This window comes from Desulfocucumis palustris, from assembly GCF_002933875.1.
GTDB lineage: Bacteria > Bacillota > Desulfotomaculia > Desulfotomaculales > Desulfocucumaceae > Desulfocucumis > Desulfocucumis palustris.
The window spans coordinates 25,254-42,513 of sequence record NZ_BFAV01000153.1 but is presented as its reverse complement, the minus strand read 5'-3'; the positions used below and the strand labels follow the sequence as shown (position 1 = coordinate 42,513).

At 54.2% G+C, this 17,260-nt stretch carries 15 protein-coding genes; 14 read left to right on the top strand and 1 reads right to left on the bottom strand.

What is annotated here, in order from left to right:
* Positions 1 to 21: 21 nt before the first annotated feature.
* A complete protein-coding gene (gene lon / locus DCCM_RS14270; RefSeq protein ID WP_373855480.1) occupies positions 22 to 2,382 on the top strand; it encodes an endopeptidase La in 2,361 nt (786 codons plus the stop codon).
* A gap of 65 nt (positions 2,383 to 2,447) precedes the next feature.
* Entirely contained in the window at positions 2,448 to 3,050 is a 603-nt protein-coding gene (yihA, locus tag DCCM_RS14265) for a ribosome biogenesis GTP-binding protein YihA/YsxC (RefSeq protein ID WP_104373062.1), read from the top strand.
* Between the two features lie 118 nt (positions 3,051 to 3,168).
* On the opposite strand, the gene DCCM_RS14260 is transcribed toward yihA, so the two are convergent.
* On the bottom strand, positions 3,169 to 4,269 hold the full coding sequence (locus tag DCCM_RS14260) for an ABC transporter substrate-binding protein (protein ID WP_104373061.1): 1,101 nt from the start codon (positions 4,267 to 4,269) through the stop codon (positions 3,169 to 3,171).
* A gap of 195 nt (positions 4,270 to 4,464) precedes the next feature.
* Between DCCM_RS14260 and DCCM_RS14255 the strand changes: the two genes are divergently transcribed.
* The 12 genes from DCCM_RS14255 (at position 4,465) to mreD (ending at position 17,175) form a co-directional block, all read left to right on the top strand.
* Positions 4,465 to 5,988, top strand: a complete 1,524-nt coding sequence (locus tag DCCM_RS14255) for a Ppx/GppA phosphatase family protein (RefSeq protein WP_104373060.1) — start codon at positions 4,465 to 4,467, stop codon at positions 5,986 to 5,988.
* Positions 5,985 to 6,704 (top strand): dTMP kinase, encoded by a 720-nt coding sequence (locus tag DCCM_RS14250; protein WP_104373059.1) that lies wholly within the window; start codon positions 5,985 to 5,987, stop codon positions 6,702 to 6,704. The genes DCCM_RS14255 and DCCM_RS14250 overlap by 4 nt, the downstream gene beginning before the upstream one ends.
* 6 nt (positions 6,705 to 6,710) lie before the next feature.
* Positions 6,711 to 7,445: a dTMP kinase gene (locus DCCM_RS14245; protein ID WP_104373058.1), complete on the top strand. Its 735-nt coding sequence runs from the start codon at positions 6,711 to 6,713 to the stop codon at positions 7,443 to 7,445.
* A complete protein-coding gene (locus tag DCCM_RS14240) occupies positions 7,432 to 8,193 on the top strand; it encodes an HD domain-containing protein (protein ID WP_104373057.1) in 762 nt (253 codons plus the stop codon). The genes DCCM_RS14245 and DCCM_RS14240 overlap by 14 nt, the downstream gene beginning before the upstream one ends.
* Before the next feature lie 340 nt (positions 8,194 to 8,533).
* A complete protein-coding gene (locus tag DCCM_RS14235; RefSeq protein ID WP_104373056.1) occupies positions 8,534 to 11,194 on the top strand; it encodes a valine--tRNA ligase in 2,661 nt (886 codons plus the stop codon).
* A gap of 5 nt (positions 11,195 to 11,199) precedes the next feature.
* Positions 11,200 to 12,486 carry a bifunctional folylpolyglutamate synthase/dihydrofolate synthase gene (locus DCCM_RS14230; RefSeq protein WP_104373055.1) on the top strand — a complete coding sequence of 429 codons (1,287 nt, stop codon included), beginning with the start codon at positions 11,200 to 11,202 and terminating at the stop codon, positions 12,484 to 12,486.
* Positions 12,487 to 12,702: 216 nt separating this feature from the next.
* A complete protein-coding gene (locus DCCM_RS14225) occupies positions 12,703 to 12,960 on the top strand; it encodes a DUF4321 domain-containing protein (RefSeq protein WP_104373054.1) in 258 nt (85 codons plus the stop codon).
* Between the two features lie 20 nt (positions 12,961 to 12,980).
* Positions 12,981 to 13,571, top strand: coding sequence for a Maf family protein (locus DCCM_RS14220; RefSeq protein WP_207655610.1), 591 nt, complete (start codon positions 12,981 to 12,983; stop codon positions 13,569 to 13,571).
* Between the two features lies 1 nt (position 13,572).
* Positions 13,573 to 14,259, top strand: a complete 687-nt coding sequence (radC, locus tag DCCM_RS14215; RefSeq protein WP_174705167.1) for a RadC family protein — start codon at positions 13,573 to 13,575, stop codon at positions 14,257 to 14,259.
* Between the two features lie 16 nt (positions 14,260 to 14,275).
* Positions 14,276 to 15,307 carry a rod shape-determining protein gene (locus DCCM_RS14210; protein ID WP_104373052.1) on the top strand — a complete coding sequence of 344 codons (1,032 nt, stop codon included), beginning with the start codon at positions 14,276 to 14,278 and terminating at the stop codon, positions 15,305 to 15,307.
* A 214-nt stretch (positions 15,308 to 15,521) separates the two neighbouring features.
* A complete protein-coding gene (mreC, locus tag DCCM_RS14205) occupies positions 15,522 to 16,523 on the top strand; it encodes a rod shape-determining protein MreC (RefSeq protein ID WP_165792175.1) in 1,002 nt (333 codons plus the stop codon).
* A 160-nt stretch (positions 16,524 to 16,683) separates the two neighbouring features.
* The gene (gene mreD / locus DCCM_RS14200) at positions 16,684 to 17,175 is read left to right on the top strand and encodes a rod shape-determining protein MreD (protein ID WP_231702781.1); all 492 of its coding nucleotides are present in this window, start codon (positions 16,684 to 16,686) and stop codon (positions 17,173 to 17,175) included.
* The last annotated feature ends 85 nt before the right edge of the window (positions 17,176 to 17,260 follow it).

The following is a 17,260-nucleotide window of genomic DNA, read 5'->3' as shown; positions in this document are numbered from 1 at the left end:
GGTATTCTGGTGTTTCCATACATGGTGATACATTTGGATGTAGGCCGTGATAAATCGGTGCAGGCCATAGAGGAGACCATGGCCCAGGATCGTATGATTTTTCTGGCCACTCAAAAGGAAGCACAAACTGATGACCCCGGTGAGGAGGATATCTTCCAAATCGGAACCGTAGCAGAAGTTAAACAACTGTTGAAATTACCCGGCGGCACCATCCGCATTTTGGTCGAGGGTATGGCCAGGGCCAGAATTAATAGGTATCTGACCGATGATCCCTTCTTTAAAGTGGAGGTTGAGCAGTACTCCGAGGATTTTAAAAAGACTGCCGAGGTGGAAGCCCTCATGCGCAGTCTGGTATATCAGTTTGAGCAGTATGTGAAGCTGTCCAAACGTATCCCCCCGGAAACCGTGGTATCCGTGGTAAACCTGGAGGAACCGGGTCGCCTGGCGGATATAGTGGCGTCCCACCTTTCCCTGCGCATTGAGGATAAACAGTCGGTGCTGGAGACTGTGGATATAGTAAAGCGTATTGAAAAGCTCTGCGCCCTTGTGGCCAAGGAACTGGAAATAGTCGAGCTGGAACGCAAAATCAATATCCGGGTCCGCAAGCAGATGGAAAAGACCCAGAAGGAGTACTATCTCCGGGAGCAAATAAAAGCCATCCAGAAGGAATTGGGGGAAAAGGACGACCGGATGGCCGAGGCCGAGGAATACAGGGAAAAAATAGCCGCCGCCAAACTTCCCAAGGAAGTGGAAGAGAAAGTAAATAAAGAGGTGGAGCGGCTGGAAAAAATGCCTCCCATGGCAGCCGAGTCCGCCGTGGTGCGCAACTACCTGGACTGGATTCTGGCCCTGCCCTGGAGCAAAAGCACCAGGGACCGTCTGGACATCAACGCCGCCGAGATCATTCTGGAAGAGGACCATTACGGGCTTAAAACCGTAAAGGAACGCATATTGGAATACCTGGCCATCCGCAAGCTGGCCAAGAAGATGAAAGGCCCGATTATCTGTTTTGTGGGCCCGCCCGGGGTCGGTAAAACCTCCCTGGGACGTTCCATTGCCAGGGCGCTGGAACGTAAATTTGTGCGTATTTCCCTGGGCGGCGTCAGAGACGAGGCTGAAATTCGCGGTCACCGCCGCACCTATGTTGGCGCCCTGCCGGGAAGGATTATCCAGGGCATGAAAACCGCCGGCTCCAAGAATCCTGTCTTTTTGCTGGATGAAATTGATAAAATGAGCATGGACTTCAGGGGGGACCCGTCCTCGGCGCTGCTTGAGGTGCTGGACCCCGAGCAGAACAATGCTTTCAGCGACCATTACATTGAGGCTCCCTACGATCTCTCCAATGTAATGTTCATTACCACGGCCAATGTTCAGCATAACATACCCAGGCCGCTTCTGGACAGGATGGAACTGATTCACATCTCGGGGTATACCGAGGAAGAAAAAGTGCAGATAGCGCTTCGTCACCTGGCGCCCAAACAAATTAAAGAACACGGTCTGACTGACCAGATGGTCAATATATCCGAAAACACCATACGTAAAGTAATCAGGGAATACACCAGGGAAAGCGGCGTGCGCAGCTTGGAGCGCAACATAGCCTCCCTGTGCCGCAAGGCCGCCAAGCAGATTGTATCCGGCAAGGCCAAAAAGGTGAAAATCACCACGCAAAACCTGGAATCATTCCTGGGCAAGCCGCGTTACCGTTATGGGATGGCCGAGCAGGACGACCAGGTGGGTGTGGCCACCGGAATGGCCTGGACCGAGGTGGGAGGAGATACCCTGGCCATCGAGGTAACCGTATACAAGGGTAACGGCAAGCTGACCCTCACCGGCAAGCTGGGGGATGTGATGAAAGAATCCGCCCAGGCCGGATACAGCTATGTCCGGAGCCGGAGCCTGGAACTGGGCATTGCCGAGGAAGTTTTCGACAAGTACGACATTCACGTGCATATTCCCGAAGGGGCCATCCCCAAAGACGGGCCTTCGGCGGGCATCACCATGGCCTGCGCCATAGCTTCGGCCCTTACCGGCCGCAAAGTGCGCCATGACGTGTCCATGACCGGTGAGATTACCCTGAGGGGCAGGGTGCTGCCGGTGGGCGGAGTTAAAGAAAAGGTCCTGGCGGCCCACCGGGGTGGTATAAAAACAATCATACTGCCCAAAGATAATAGAAAGGATATTGAGGATATCCCCGCCAATGTCAAGAAAAACCTGACTTTTAAACTGGTTGACCACATGGACGATGTACTGGAAATAGCCCTCCTGGAAAAGGAATTTGAACCGGAGACGGCTGAACTGGGCAGCACTCCCGCGGTGGTGGGGCCGGAAGTAACCGGCTACCGGCCGGTGGTCCAGGATGGCGGCGGAAGCATACTTTCTTAGATGACAAATACCGTGCAGGGGCCGGCCATAATTGGGAGCGGCCCCCCAAAAGGGATAGTTGAACCATGAAGATTATTACCGCGGAATTTGAGAAAACAGCAGTGGACTTAAAAAGCTGCCCGGCCGGCGAACGACCTGAAATCGCCCTGGCCGGGCGTTCCAATGTGGGGAAATCCTCTCTTTTGAACAAGCTGGTGAACAGGAAGGGGCTGGCCCGGACCAGCAATACTCCGGGACGCACCCAGGCTATAAATTTCTTCCTGATCAACGGCGGCTTTTATCTGGTGGACCTGCCGGGATACGGTTACGCCAGGGTTCCGGTACAGGTGAAGGCCAAATGGGGGCCCATGGTGGAAAAATATTTAAAGGAGCGTTCACAGCTTAAAGGGGTTCTGCAGCTTGTGGACGTGCGGCACCGGCCCACCGAACAGGACATACAGTTTTACCGGTGGCTTTTACACTTCGGCTTGCCGGCGGCGGTGGCGGTCACCAAATGCGACAAGCTTTCCAGAAACCAGATAAATAAGCAGATAAAAATAATAAAGGATGCCCTGGAGCTAAAACAGGAACATCCCCTGGTTCTTTTCTCCGCCCTGTCCGGCCAGGGCAGGGACGAAATTATAAATATTATTGAAGAAATGATTGGTTTGGATGGCACCGGCCAGTAACGCGCCGGTTGGATCTGTCTTCGTCAGCGGCCGGGGAGTTGTCTCCCCGGCCCTTTATCGTTCGGCGGGCAGTTTGAGTCCCCCCGACCCCATGCTCTCCGCCGGCCCTTGGGGTAAATCAATTTCCCGTTATTTTGTCCAGTATATTCAGGGGGAATTTTCTCTTCGGCACTTTGTCTTCGGGTATATATTCCACCGTGCTTACCGCCCGGCCGGCAAAACTGTTGTCAACCAGCTGTTCAAAGGATACCTCCCTTGGAATCTCCCTGGCCCGGGACATCATTGTTACTGCTAATTGGAAGGAATCTCCGGATATATTGGGATTTTCCGGCCATGTCCTGTCCCTGGCGTATTTTTCCGCCATAATTGCGTTCAGCTCCCTGTCTTTTTTGTTCAGGGACTTTACCCGTAAATCGCGGATTTCCTCCGGGGAGTGGTATTTTATCCAGATCAGGGATTTATATAAGGCATTGGTGAATTTTTGCACTGTTTCAGGGTGTTTCGATAAATATTCCTTATTTACCGCACAAATAACAGTGGGAATTGCTCCTATCTCCCTGCCCGGAGAGGCCACCACCGTGATGGAGCCGTCTTTTTGGGCAATTGAAGCCAGGGGCTCCCGGACCAAAAGGTAATTGCCTATGCCGGCTTTCAGCGCCCCTATCTTCAAATCATCCGGGATATTGGTTATAAGGGTAACGTTTTCGTAGGGAATAAGGTCGTTGCGCCGTAATATTTCTTCCAGGATGATGGTTTCAATACAGTCCGGGGAACCGCAGATGACAGTTTTTCCTTTTAGCCCGGACCACTGGAAATCACCCTTTTGTTCCCTGGCCAGCAGATATGTGTCGCTTGCCGAGGAAACGGCGGCAAAGGCCACGGCATCAAAGTCCCCGTCCAGGGTACGGGAGCCGGCGCGAATAAACTCTTCCAAACCCAGCATCGCCATATCCGCCTGGCCGTTTAACAGGGTGTCCATGGCTTTGGCCTCACTGTCCAGGTTTAAGGATTTAATTGAGATATTCTCCTGCTTTAAAAATTCTTTCTCCAGCACCAGGTGATAGGGAAGGTGGTAAGGTCCGGTGTGACCGTGGACCACCTTTATTGTTATTTGTTTTTCCCTGCGGGCATCATGCAGCAGGTAAAGGGTAAGTGCCAGCGTTCCCAGAATCAGTAGCAGCGTCGCCAGTAAAAAAAGCGGTCTAACCGGATTTCTCATGGGTATGTCCCCCCGTGCCGTATAAATATACCTGTTAATAATAATATTATGGTTCACGGGTTTAATGACTTGGAGATCATCCTTCCGGTGATTATTATTATTGATTTACAGGGCGAATCTTTTTACATGTTTATTACCCAAAGTTAATATTCCTTAACATTGTTGTGTTATAATTTTTCAAAAATGGAGGATATAATGTCCACTACCGTCGGAATTATTGATTTAGGGTCAAATTCCATCCGGCTTACTTTGATGCAAACGGGGGCTGACGGATCGTATAAACTGTTGGATGAAATAAAGGAAACCGCCAGAATAGGGGAAAATATGGGACCCGAAAGGGTTATAAAGCCGCCGGCGGTGGAAAGGGCCGTGCGGACCGTCAGGCTTTTGCACAGATTTTCCCGGGCCAACAATGTGGATACAATGTTCGGGGTGGCAACCGCCGCCGTGCGCAGCGCGGTAAACGGCGTCCAGGTGCTGGAAACCATCAAAAATGAAACCGGTTTGAGCTTTCGTATTTTAAGCGGCCGGGAGGAAGCCCGCTACGCCTACCTGGGGGTGGCGAATACCCTGGATATCAAGGACGGGCTGGTGGTGGATATCGGCGGGGGAAGCACGGAACTCATATTGTGCAGGGACAGGAAAATGGTTTGTTGGGCCAGCCTGCCCTACGGTGCCGTAAACCTTACCGAGAACCACCTCTCCGCCCCGGGTTCCGGAACAGGCGGCCTGGAAAGGCTGGAGAGCTGTCTTTGCTCCGCCTGGCGTGAGCTGTCGTGGCTTGAATCGGCCCGGGGCCTGGAGTTGCTGGGAGTTGGCGGAACCATGCGCAGTCTGGGGAGAATTGACCGCAAGCAGATTAATTACAGCCTTAATATTCTGCACGGCTATTTTCTGCCCTCCGGCAGGGTGAACGCTATATGCGGCCTGCTGCGGGATATGCCGGTGGAGCAGCGCAAACACATTCCCGGGCTTTCCAAGGAAAGGGCTGATATTATTCTGGCCGGCGCCGCGGCTGTCTCCGCGCTGCTTGCTTTTACCGGTTCTCCAGGTATTAGGATAAGCGGCTCCGGCGTGAGGGAAGGGGTGTTTTTCGAGCATTTCCACGGAGGAGGCCCCGGGCCGGTGGTGGATGATGTGGCCGGGCAGAGCGTGCAAAATTTTATGAGTTTGTACCGGGTGAGACGGCAGCATGCCCTGCAGGTGGCAAAACTCTCCCTTTCCCTTTTCGACCAGCTTGTTTCCATTCACGGTTACGGCTCCTGGGAACGCCGGCTGCTGGGCTTTGCCGCCCTGCTGCATGACACGGGAAATGTGGTCAGTAACTTTGCCCACAACAAACACACTCTGTATATTTTGCTGAATGCCAGGCTGGACGGCCTTTCCCACCGGGAGACGGTGCTTGTGGCCCTTATCGCCGCCTGCCACGGGAAAATTGAACTCAAGCCTCTGCTGCAGCAGTACGGGGACATACTTGAGCCCGGTGACGACATTCTGGTGCGCAGGCTGGGGATACTGGTCAAAATGGCTGAGAACCTGGATAGAAGCGAGTCCGGGGTGGTGGAGGAACTGGTATGCTCCATTGGTGAAAAAGAAGTTTTGATGAAGTGCAAAACCAGGGACGATGCCGGTCTGGAAATAAGGGAGCTATATAAAAATGTAACCAATTTCAACAAGGTATACGGAAAAAGATTCAGATTTCCCAAGGAGGACGTATGAATAAGGTCATTAACCTGACGCCCGGGTACAACGGTAAACTGATTATTGTGGAGGGGTGTGACGGTTCGGGAAAAAGCACCCAGTTGTACCTGCTGAAACGCTGGCTGGAGCAGCAGCACTACCCCGTATTTTTCACCGAGTGGAACTCCTCGGAACTGGTTAAAAAATCCACCAAGAAGGCCAAAAAGTCAAATTTGCTTACTCCCACCACGTTCAGCCTTATCCATGCCAGTGATTTTGCCGACCGCTACGAAAAATATATATTGCCCCACCTGAGGGCCGGCTATCTGGTCCTGGCGGACAGGTACGTTTACACGGCCTTCGCCAGGGATATCGCCAGGGGCTGCGACCCGGAATGGGTGCGCAATGTCTACGGATTCGCCCAGCGCCCGGATATCGCCTTTTATTTCAAAGCTCCCCTGGAGGTTTCGGTCAGCCGTATTCTGTCCGGCCGGGCTGAACTGAAATATCACGAGGCCGGCATGGATCTGGGACTTAGCAATGACCCCGTGGAGAGCTTTAAATTGTTTCAGGGCATTATCAAACAGCAGTATGACGATATGACCGGGCCGGAGTGCTTTGTGACTATGGATGCCACCCTTAGTATTGAGGAACAGCAGCAGCAAATGAGGGAAATAGTCAACCAGCGGCTACTGAGGGAGTTTCACCCGCCGGCATACGGAAAATACCTCAGTTGCGGAATACAGGGAGAGTGATGGTTAATGGACAGACAGCTTGAATTTTACGGTCAGGGGTTGCCATACCTGGGGGGCAACAAGTATCCCGGAAAGCTGGTGGTGGTGGAGGGAGCGGATTGCTCCGGCCGCTCCTGGCAGGTCAATTCCCTGCGCAACTGGCTTGAGGAGGAGGGTCACGCCGTGCTGGACACCGGGCTCCGAAGGTCGAACCTGGTGGGAGGAGCCATTCAGGAAGCAAAAAACGGCAACACTCTAGGCAAAACCACTTTCAGCCTGCTTTACGCCACTGATTTCGCCGATCAATTGGAAAACAAAATACTGCCTGCCCTGGCGGCAGGTTTTGTGGTTCTCTCGGACAGGTATATCTTCACCCTTATGGCCAGGGACATTGTGCGGGGGGCGTCCAGGGACTGGCTGCGCAAGCTTTACGGATTTGCCCCGGTGCCGGACATAATCTTTTACCTCCAGGTGGAGCCCCAGGTTCTGCTTTACCGGGCTTTTGAAAAATACGGCACCCTGGATTACTGGGAGTCGGGCATGGATATATGCCTGTCCAGCGATATGTTTGAAAGTTTTCAGATTTATCAAAGCCTGCTGGCCCGCCAGTTTGACCAGATGGCGGAGGAATTCGGGTTCAACGTGCTGGACGGGGAGGAAAGCCCGGAGACCATACAGGAGAAAATTCGCAGGGATATAGAGCGATTTTTTAACGGGGTAAATATAAATGAAAGAAGGTCGACCATAAATGTTTGCGGGTAATGCGGATCATATTGAAATGGTCTTGGCCCTGGGTAACAAATACCGCTATGACCAGCTTCACGCCAAAACCGTGGAACGCCTTTGTGTGGCCATATTCGACCGGCTGGGCAGCCTGCACGGCATGGGAGATAGGGAGCTGAACCTGTTGCGCCACGCTGCCCTGCTGCACGACCTGGGAGCATGTATTTCCATAAGGAAGCACCATATACATTCGGCTTACCTGGTTATGCACGACGAGACCCTGGACAGCTATCCCGGCAAGGATAGGGAAGTGGTGGCGCTTTTGGTCAGAAGCCACCGCAAAAAAGTGAAACTCGACCCGGAGGAGATGTCCCGTTACGGCCGGGAAGTGCTGCCCGGGCTTATCGCCATACTGCGGATTGCGGACATACTGGATTATTTTCACCGGGGCAGCACGGTTATTAAAGACATACGGGTTGACGGCAACACCTGCACCTTTGTGGTGTGGGGCATTGACCTGGAAGCCATCAGGGAGAAGATTAATAAAAAGGCCTCCTACTTTCAGGAGGTGTTTAAACTGAAAGTTGTGATAACCAACGAATCCCCGGAGATTGGCGGAGAGGAAGCCGCCAGTCAATTAACTGAGGAGGATACGGCCGCGCCGGATGGTGGGGAGGCTGCCGAAGAGACTGCCGGGGAGGCCGCCGGCGACCTGGGCGACGGGGCGGAGCAGGCTGCCGCCGCTTTGGACCCGCCCTCCGTTGACAATTGTGACGCAAAGGGATAATATAGATTTGTTATACAAAAGTAAAGCGGTGAAGGGGAGGGCCGGTGCAATGCCAGGTCCCCAGAGAGGGAGGTCCGCCGTTTGACAATAGCGGCAGGCTGAAAGATCTCCCGTCCGGTTAAACCGTGCTGTCGCCCCGGATGCTGCCTGGCCGAAAGGATAATAAGTAGGCCGGGCCGGGAAGAGCCCGTTACAGCCTGCAAAGCGCCGCAACCTGCATTATGGCTCTACGTGCAGTATTTTGTGGAATTAAGGTGGTACCGCGGAGAGATCAACTCCTTCCGTCCTTTTATACGGAAGGAGTTTTTTATTTTTCATGGCTTGCGAGGAGGATGATCAGATGACTGCCGGTTCAAATCCCAAAACGGATATGCCCCCCGCCTACGACCCCGGGGCGGTGGAAGAAAAGTGGTACGGCTACTGGGAGGAAAATAAATTTTTCCATGCCCGGGTGGACCCGGAAAAGGAGCCTTTCTGCATAGTAATGCCGCCTCCCAATGTTACAGGTCAGCTGCACATGGGACATGCCCTGGACAACACCCTGCAGGATATACTCACCCGCTGGCGCAGGATGCAGGGGTATAACGCCCTCTGGCTGCCCGGCACCGACCACGCGGGTATCGCCACCCAGGCAAAGGTGGAAGAGCAACTGGCCAAAGAGGGCCGGTCCAAATATGAGCTGGGCCGGGATAAATTCCTGGAGCGGGTCTGGCAGTGGAAGGAGCAGTACGGCGGCAGGATTACCCACCAGCTTAGGAAGCTCGGTTCATCCTGTGATTGGGACAGGGAAAGGTTCACAATGGACCGGGGCTGCTCCCAGGCGGTGCTGGAGGTCTTTGTCCGCCTTTATGAAAAGGGGCTTATATACCGTGATTATTACATCACCAACTGGTGTCCCAAGTGTCATACCACCATTTCGGACATCGAGGTTGAACACCTGGATAAACCCGGGCATTTTTATTTCATAAAATATCCGGTGAAGGACAGCGATGAATTTTTAGCCATAGCCACCACCAGGCCGGAAACCATGCTGGGGGATGTTGCCGTGGCGGTACACCCGGATGACCGGCGCTATGCCCACCTGGTGGGCAAAACCCTGATTCTGCCCGTGGCTGACAGGGAAATACCCGTGATAGCGGATGAATATGTAGACCCGGAATTCGGCACCGGCGCCGTTAAAATAACTCCGGCCCACGACCCCAACGATTTCGAGGTTGGGCAGCGCCACAGCCTGCCCCAGCTTCAGGTTATCAACAGGGATGCGGTGATGACGGAGGAAGCCGGCAGGTACAGGGGCCTGGACCGCTGGGAATGCCGGCGCCAGCTGGTGAAAGAACTGGACGCCAGGGGCTACCTTATTAAAGTGGACGATCATAACCACGCGGTGGGCCATTGCTACCGCTGCTCCACGGTTATAGAGCCCATGCTTTCCAAGCAGTGGTTCGTGCGTATGAAACCTCTGGCCGAGCCGGCCATACAGGCGGCGAAGGACGGACAAGTGCGTTTCGTGCCCGAACGTTTTACCAAAATATATCTTAACTGGATGGAAAACATCAGGGACTGGTGCATCTCCAGGCAGCTCTGGTGGGGACACAGGATCCCGGTATGGTACTGCGCCGACTGCGGAGAGGTTATTGTAACCAAGACCCCGCCGGATAAATGCGTAAAGTGCGGCGGAACCGGCCTGGAACAGGACCCGGATGTGCTGGACACATGGTTTTCATCCGGCCTGTGGCCTTTTTCCACCCTGGGATGGCCCGACAAGACGGTGGAACTGGCTCACTACTACCCCACTTCGGTGCTGGTTACCGGGAGGGACATAATATTCTTCTGGGTGGCCCGGATGATATTCAGCGGGCTGGCCTTTATGGACCAGGTGCCCTTCAGGGAAGTGTTCATTCACGGCCTGGTGCTGGACGCCCTGGGGCGAAAGATGAGCAAGTCCCTGGGCAACGGGGTGGACCCCATTGATGTTATCGAAAGCCACGGGGCGGACAGTCTCAGGTTTATGCTGGTAACCGGGAACACCCCGGGCAACGATTTGCGCTTCCATTTCGAGAGGCTGGACGGAGCGCGGAATTTTGCCAATAAAATATGGAATGCCTCCCGCTTCACCATTATGAATCTTAGCGACTTTACCCCCGGCCCGGAGCCCCGGGGGGAGGTTTTGACCCTGGCGGACAGATGGATCCGGAGCAGGTTCCAGGAGGTGGCGGAAGAAGTCACCCGTAACCTGGACAGGTACGAGCTGGGTGAGGCCGCCCGGATTCTTTACGAATTCACCTGGAACGAATTCTGCGACTGGTATATAGAGCTGGCTAAACCAAGGCTGTACGGCAGGGACCGGGATGACCGGTATACCGCCCAGTATATACTGGCCGATACCCTGCGGGGAACCCTGGAGTTGCTGCATCCTTTCATGCCCTTTATCACCGAGGATATCTGGCAGCGCCTGCCCCACCGGGGCCAGACCGTCATGAAGGCCCCCTGGCCGGTGCCGGTGGAGGAGTACCGGGACATCCCGGCGGAAGAGCAGATGGATGTCTTAATGGAGATAATCCGGGCGGTGAGGCATATTCGCAGCGAAATGAACGTTCCCCCGGGCAAAAAGGCGGATATAGTGCTGCTGGTTATAGATAACGGAACCAGGTCCCTGGTGGAAAAATGGGTTGGCTACGTGGAAACCCTGACTGCCGGCAGGGTAACCATAGTTCCCTCCCTGGCTGAGGCGCCGGAGCAGGCTGCCCACGCCGTGACCAGGGCAGCCGAGATTTATGTGCCGTTAAAGGGACTCATTGATATTGACAGGGAGTCGGCCCGGCTGGCCAAGGAAGTTTCGGTTCTGGACAGGGATTTGGCCAAAATACGGGGCAAGCTTTCCAATGAGGGCTTTTTGTCCAAGGCCCCGGAGGATGTGGTGGAAAAGGAAAGAGCCAAGGAAGCGGAACTGTCCGGAAAGAAAAAGGCTATCGAAGACCGCCTGAAAATGCTGGGGAGGTGAGTTTTTTGAATTTCCCGGAGGCTATAGAATACATGCAGAATCTCACCAAATTCGGCTTCAATTTCGGACTGGGGAGAATTACCGAGCTGCTTCGCAGGCTCGGCAATCCCCACCTGGATTTAAGGATTATACACATTGGCGGCACCAACGGCAAAGGCTCCACCACCGCCATGGTCAGTTCCATACTGCGGCAGGCGGGCTTTAGGGCGGGGGCGTTTACCTCGCCCCACCTGCATTCCTACACCGAGAGATACAAAATCAACGGAGAGGAAATTGCTGAAAAGGATATGGCCGCGCTGATAACAGAGCTTCGTCCCCACCTGGAGGCCATGGTGCGGGAGGGTTACGAGCATCCCACCGAGTTCGAGGTGGGCACCGCCCTGGCCTTTGTGTATTTTAAAAGGATGAATGTGGATTATCTGGTCCTGGAGGTGGGCCTGGGCGGCGCCATTGATTCCACCAATGTGGCGGTTCCCCTGGTGTCGGTTATAACCAACGTGGCCATGGACCACATGGACTACCTGGGCAATACCGTAAAAGAGATTGCCGCTGTAAAAGCCGGCATCATTAAAAGGGGAGTGCCCCTGGTTACCGCCGCCGGTGGTGAGGCCCTGGAAGTCATACAAGCTGTGAGCCGTGAAAATAATTCCCCCCTGGTTTTGGTGGGCAGGGACGTTACCTGGCGGGAACTGGAGATTGGCCCAAAAGGTCAAATAATAGAAGTATCCGGGAGACTTGGGAAGTATTCCGATATAATTGTTCCGCTAATGGGAAGGCACCAGCAGATCAACGCCGCCACTGCGGTGGCGGTAATCGAGGCGCTGAGGGAAACAGGCGCGGCTGTTGACCGGGATGCCGTGGCAAAGGGTATTGCCGGTACCCGGTGGCCGGCCAGAATGGAAGTGGTCGCCCGCAATCCCTTTGTACTTATCGACGGCGCCCACAATCTGGACGGGGCCATTGCCCTGGGCAGGGCGCTGGATGACTATTTCCCCGGCAGGGGTATAATAATGGTTCTGGGCATGCTGGGAGACAAGGAACGAACCAGGGTGGTGGAGGAACTGGCCCCCAGAGCCAGGGCGGTGGTGATAACCAGACCCAACAGCCCCCGGGCGGGCAACTGGCAGAGCATGGCCGGGGAGGCCGCCCGCTTTGTGGACCGGGTGCTCACCATAGAGGATATTACCGGCGCGGTGGATGCCGCCATGGATTTGGCCGGGCCGGATGACGTGGTTTGCGTTACCGGCTCCCTGTATATGGTGGCGGAAGCCAGGGAAAGATTTGTAAAATAAAATAAAGGCTTTGCTTTTAAAATGACTATAATCCAGAAAATTTAGGCCCGGCAAGACTTTAAGACAGTTTTCCGGGCTTTTATAAGGTTTGGGGCATCCGTCTAAACGATGTAAAAGCTTGTCATAACCGGAGACGGAATGTTAAACTGGACATAATGCGGGTATTGGTTTTTCCTGGCGAGGGAAAGATAATTTTTAGACCCGCGGGGTGAAATAATGGTAAGATCTTTTAAAAGCCCCAAAAGCCCCTGGGTGTTGTTGCTGTTGCTGATAGCCGGGGCATTGGCCGGCGGCGCCGCGGCGGAAGCCCTGGATTCTGTTTTGCCCCTGGTTAAAGCCGCAAAAAGCTTCGGGCTTTCCCCCACTACCCTGGATCTGCATTTTCTGAAAATAACTTTCGGCTTCAATATATCCCTGGGTCCCCTTACAGCCCTGGGTTTAATAGCGGGTTACTGGGTATACAGAAGAATATAACAGTGGGAGATGGGATGCTTTTGCTGCCGATATATCTGGCTTCCTCCTCGCCCCGGCGCAGGGAACTGATGGAGCAGATGGGTCTGCGTTTTTCAGTGGTGTCCCGCCCGGTGGATGAAACCGTGGATGAAAAACTGTCCCCGGAGGAAGTGGTGAAATCACTTTCGGCCAGGAAAGCCCTGGCGGTGTCCCGGGAGATTGACCGGGGGCTGGTGATTGGTTCCGACACAGTGGTGGTGTGGCAGGGGAAAATTATGGGAAAGCCTGTTAGTGATGCTGACGCCCTGGACATGCTGCGCTGTTTGCAGGGAAATGAACATTCTGTTTATTCCGGGCTGGCCGTGATTGACGCTTCAGACGGCAGAATGGTTTGCACTCATGAGCGAACCAGGGTTTTTTTCAGGCCGGCCGGTGACGACGAGCTTAAATTGTACGTTAATACCGGTGAGCCGATGGACAAGGCTGGCGCATACGCCATTCAGGGCCGGGGAGCTGTGTTTGTTTCCGGCATTGAGGGCTGTTATTCCAATGTGGTGGGGCTGCCGCTTTTCCTGCTGGCCTCGGTGCTGAAAGATTTTGGTGTCAATGTTTTAGGGAGCGACATGAACTGAAATGCTGTACCATACCGCCATTAAAGATTTGCCGGAGGGCCAGAGGCCAAGGGAGAAATTATTCAGGGCCGGGGCGGAGTTGCTGACCGACGGGGAACTGTTGGCCATTTTGCTGCGCACCGGCACAGCCGAAGCCAGCGCGCTGGATCTGGCAGCGCATATCATAAGCCGCTTCGGAGGAATTGGCTCCCTGGTTCAGGCCGCCCCGGAAGAGCTATCGGCTATTAAGGGCGTGGGGCCGGCCAAGGCCGCCCAGATTAAGGCCGCCCTGGAATTGGGCCGCAGGCTGGCCGCCGCCCGGATGGGAGACCGGCCATATATAAAGAGCCCGGAGGACGCGGCTTTTCTGGTTATGGAGGAAATGCGCCACCTGGACAGGGAACACTTCGGGGCACTGCTGCTGAATACCAAAAACCAGGTGGTGGCCAGGGAAACTGTGTCCATAGGCACATTGAACTCTTCCTCGGTACATCCCCGGGAACTTTTTAAAAATGCCATCCGGCGCAGCGCGGCGGCAATTATACTGGTCCACAACCATCCCAGCGGCGACCCCACACCCAGCAGGGAAGACATAGAAGTAACCAGGCGTCTTCATGAGGCCGGGGAAATTGTAGGGATTGAAATATTAGATCACATAGTTATAGGAGATAATAAATTTACCAGTTTTAAAGCCAAGGGCATGTTATAAAGAAAGGGGTCGGGAGATGCGCATAGGGCTGTTCTCCAAGGACATGGGAATAGATTTGGGCACCGCCAATTCTCTGGTATACGTGAAAGGCAAGGGAATCGTACTGCGTGAGCCGTCCGTGGTGGCCATTCAAAAGGATTCCGGCCAGGTTCTGGCGGTGGGTGAGGAAGCAAAGCAAATGATCGGCAGAACCCCGGGCAACATTGTGGCCATCAGGCCAATGAAGGACGGGGTAATTGCGGATTTTGACGTTACCCAGAGCATGATTAAATATTTTATCAGCAAGGCCCTCAGGGGAAGAACATTCCTTGTTCACCCCAGGGTGGTGGTGTCGGTTCCCTCCGGCGTTACCGCTGTTGAGGAAAGGGCTGTCAGGGAGGCTGCCATCCAGGCAGGCGCCAGGGAGGCCTATCTTATTGAGGAGCCCATGGCCGCGGCCATAGGGGCCGGGCTGCCGGTCCACGAACCAACCGGCAATATGGTGGTGGACATAGGCGGAGGCACCACCGAGGTGGCGGTAATATCCCTGGGCGGCATAGTAACCAGCCGCTCCATCCGCATAGCGGGGGATGAGATGGATGACGCCATTATACAGCATGTTAAAAAAGCGTATAATCTAATGATTGGTGAGAGGACTTCCGAAGAAATTAAAATTGAAATTGGAACCGCTTACCCCCAGAGTACTACCACGGTGTATGATATCAGGGGGCGGGATTTGATTACCGGCCTTCCCAAAACCGTAAACATCACCTCCGAGGAAATCCATAAAGCCCTTTCCGAACCGGTTTCCGCCATTCTGGAGGCCATCAAGGCCACCCTGGAGCAGACACCCCCGGAGCTTGCAGCCGACATTATGGACCGGGGAATCGTTATGGCGGGGGGCGGGTCTCTGCTAAAGGGGCTGGACCGCCTGGTAAGCGAGCAAACAGGCATGCCCGTGCATCTATCCGACGACCCGTTGCTGGCTGTGGCCTATGGTACCGGAAGGGTTCTTGAGAATATTGAGATCCTGCGCAAGGTGCTGATACAACCTAAAAAGCTGGCCTGAGCGCGATATGGCGGCTTGACCGGTAAATGGGGTATAAGGCAGGGCGTTTAAGCCTTTGGTAATCAGTTATTATGATAAAGCCCTTACTTGAAAATACTAAGGAATGTCCCCAATTATTTACTGGTGCATTCCATTTCCCGGAGTAATACAATATATTTGTAACAGCCTGTTATTGTTTATATCTTGCTTTTCCCGGTATCCGGAGGTGGATATATTGCCCCGCAGGATAGCTTATAAAAGAATATTCCTGTTGGCTGTGCTGGTATTGCTGACACTGGCTCTGGTTAAGTATACCGCCTATGGAAGGCTGTCGGTATCCCCGGTGGAGGCGGCACTCAGGGACGCGCTGTCACCGGTTCAGGGTCTGGCCACACAGGTTGGGCACCGCTTAAAAGGGCTGGTGTCCTTTCCTTTTGACGTGGTGGGGATGACCAGGCGCAATCATGAGCTGTCCGAGAATCTTAAAAAAGCCGAGGGACAGCTCAGGCAGCTGGAGGAATACCGCCTTGAAAACCAGCGCCTGCAAAAACTGCTGGACTTCCATTCCAACACAGCCCAGGCCATGGGATTTGAGCTTACCAACGCCGCCGTAATCAGCCGGGACCCGGGAAACTGGTTCGGCATGCTCAGAATAAATAAAGGCTCAGACCAGGGAATACAAAAAAATATGACCGTCCTCTCACCGGAAGGCCTGGTGGGAAGGATCAGCTCGGTAAGCGCCGATACGGCGGAAGTGCTGCTGATAACCGACCCGCGAAGCGGGGTTGGCGCCCTGATCCAGGAAAACCGCACACCCGGGCTGGTAGAGGGGGTATCCCCCGCCACCGGGCAAATTCGCATGGTGCACATACCAACCGGGGCGCTGGTTAAAAAGAACCAGGTGGTGATTACCGCCGGAATGGGCAGCCTTTACCTGAAAGGCATACCGGTGGGCACCGTTTCCACGGTGGGCCGTGAATCCTCAGGACTGTTTAAAAGCGCCACCCTGGTTCCATTTGTTGATTTTGACAGGCTTGAGGAGGTTATGGTGATAACATCCTCGGGAGCGCCTGGCTCCAAAGTAAGCCTGGCGGATATTCCCCCGCCCTGGGGGCAGGCGGAAAAAAGCGGAGGCTCACCGGGAACCGTACGGGCGGGGGAATCCGCGTCCGACGGAAAGGCTCCCGTTAAGGAAACTTCCGCTGAAAAAAACGGCGGCGGGCAGCCTGCGACATAAAGAGCCACCGCCGGACAGCCGGCGGGGCGGACCCGCTCCACTCCCGCACAGCCCCCGGCGGGAACATCTCCCGAAACTCCGGCCCCTCCGGTGGAAAACGGGGGCGATGTGAACGCAACCCGGGGCTAAGAGTATGGAGGAGGCATGAACCTTGCGCCTGATGGTGCTGCTTATATTTTCCTTTGTGGCCTTGCTGCTGCAGTCGTCAACCTTCAATTCCTTTCAAATATGGGGCATAAAGCCGGACCTGGTGCTGCTGATAATTGTTTTCAACGCTTTTTTAAGGGGCCACAGGGAAGGCGCCTTTGCAGGATTCTGCGTGGGTTTGCTTCAGGATATCATCACCGGCAGCTATATCGGCTTAAACGCCCTGACCTACATGGCCGTGGGCTACCTTGTGGGTATGACACAGTCCAAGCTGTATAAAGACAGTTCCCTGATAATGATGTTTTTAATGCTGGCCGCATCCCTGGTGGAGCAGTTTTTAAAATATTTGTTGATGAGTTATACCGGGGTGCTGATATCTCCCCTGGTGGCTTTAATAAGGGTGATGATACCGACCGCTATTTACACCGCCCTGCTGGTGCCGTTATTATATAAAAAATTCCAGCATTCAAACCAGAATGGCTGGCTAAGCGGGCGGGACGTGTAACAAGGAAAGGTACACACCATCCCGTATTCCTTAAATTTTTTACTTATTAACGTTTTCCGGGAAGGAATGTCCCCAATTATGGCAA

Bases quoted from the DNA above. Each gene is read 5' to 3' on its own strand.
- lon (WP_373855480.1), top strand. From the start codon at position 22: ATGGTGATACATTTGGATGTAGGCCGTGATAAATCGGTGCAGGCCATA.
- yihA (WP_104373062.1), top strand. From the start codon at position 2,448: ATGAAGATTATTACCGCGGAATTTGAGAAAACAGCAGTGGACTTAAAA.
- DCCM_RS14260 (WP_104373061.1), bottom strand. From the start codon at position 4,269: ATGAGAAATCCGGTTAGACCGCTTTTTTTACTGGCGACGCTGCTACTG.
- DCCM_RS14255 (WP_104373060.1), top strand. From the start codon at position 4,465: ATGTCCACTACCGTCGGAATTATTGATTTAGGGTCAAATTCCATCCGG.
- DCCM_RS14250 (WP_104373059.1), top strand. From the start codon at position 5,985: ATGAATAAGGTCATTAACCTGACGCCCGGGTACAACGGTAAACTGATT.
- DCCM_RS14245 (WP_104373058.1), top strand. From the start codon at position 6,711: ATGGACAGACAGCTTGAATTTTACGGTCAGGGGTTGCCATACCTGGGG.
- DCCM_RS14240 (WP_104373057.1), top strand. From the start codon at position 7,432: ATGTTTGCGGGTAATGCGGATCATATTGAAATGGTCTTGGCCCTGGGT.
- DCCM_RS14235 (WP_104373056.1), top strand. From the start codon at position 8,534: ATGACTGCCGGTTCAAATCCCAAAACGGATATGCCCCCCGCCTACGAC.
- DCCM_RS14225 (WP_104373054.1), top strand. From the start codon at position 12,703: ATGGTAAGATCTTTTAAAAGCCCCAAAAGCCCCTGGGTGTTGTTGCTG.
- radC (WP_174705167.1), top strand. From the start codon at position 13,573: ATGCTGTACCATACCGCCATTAAAGATTTGCCGGAGGGCCAGAGGCCA.
- DCCM_RS14210 (WP_104373052.1), top strand. From the start codon at position 14,276: ATGCGCATAGGGCTGTTCTCCAAGGACATGGGAATAGATTTGGGCACC.
- mreD (WP_231702781.1), top strand. From the start codon at position 16,684: ATGGTGCTGCTTATATTTTCCTTTGTGGCCTTGCTGCTGCAGTCGTCA.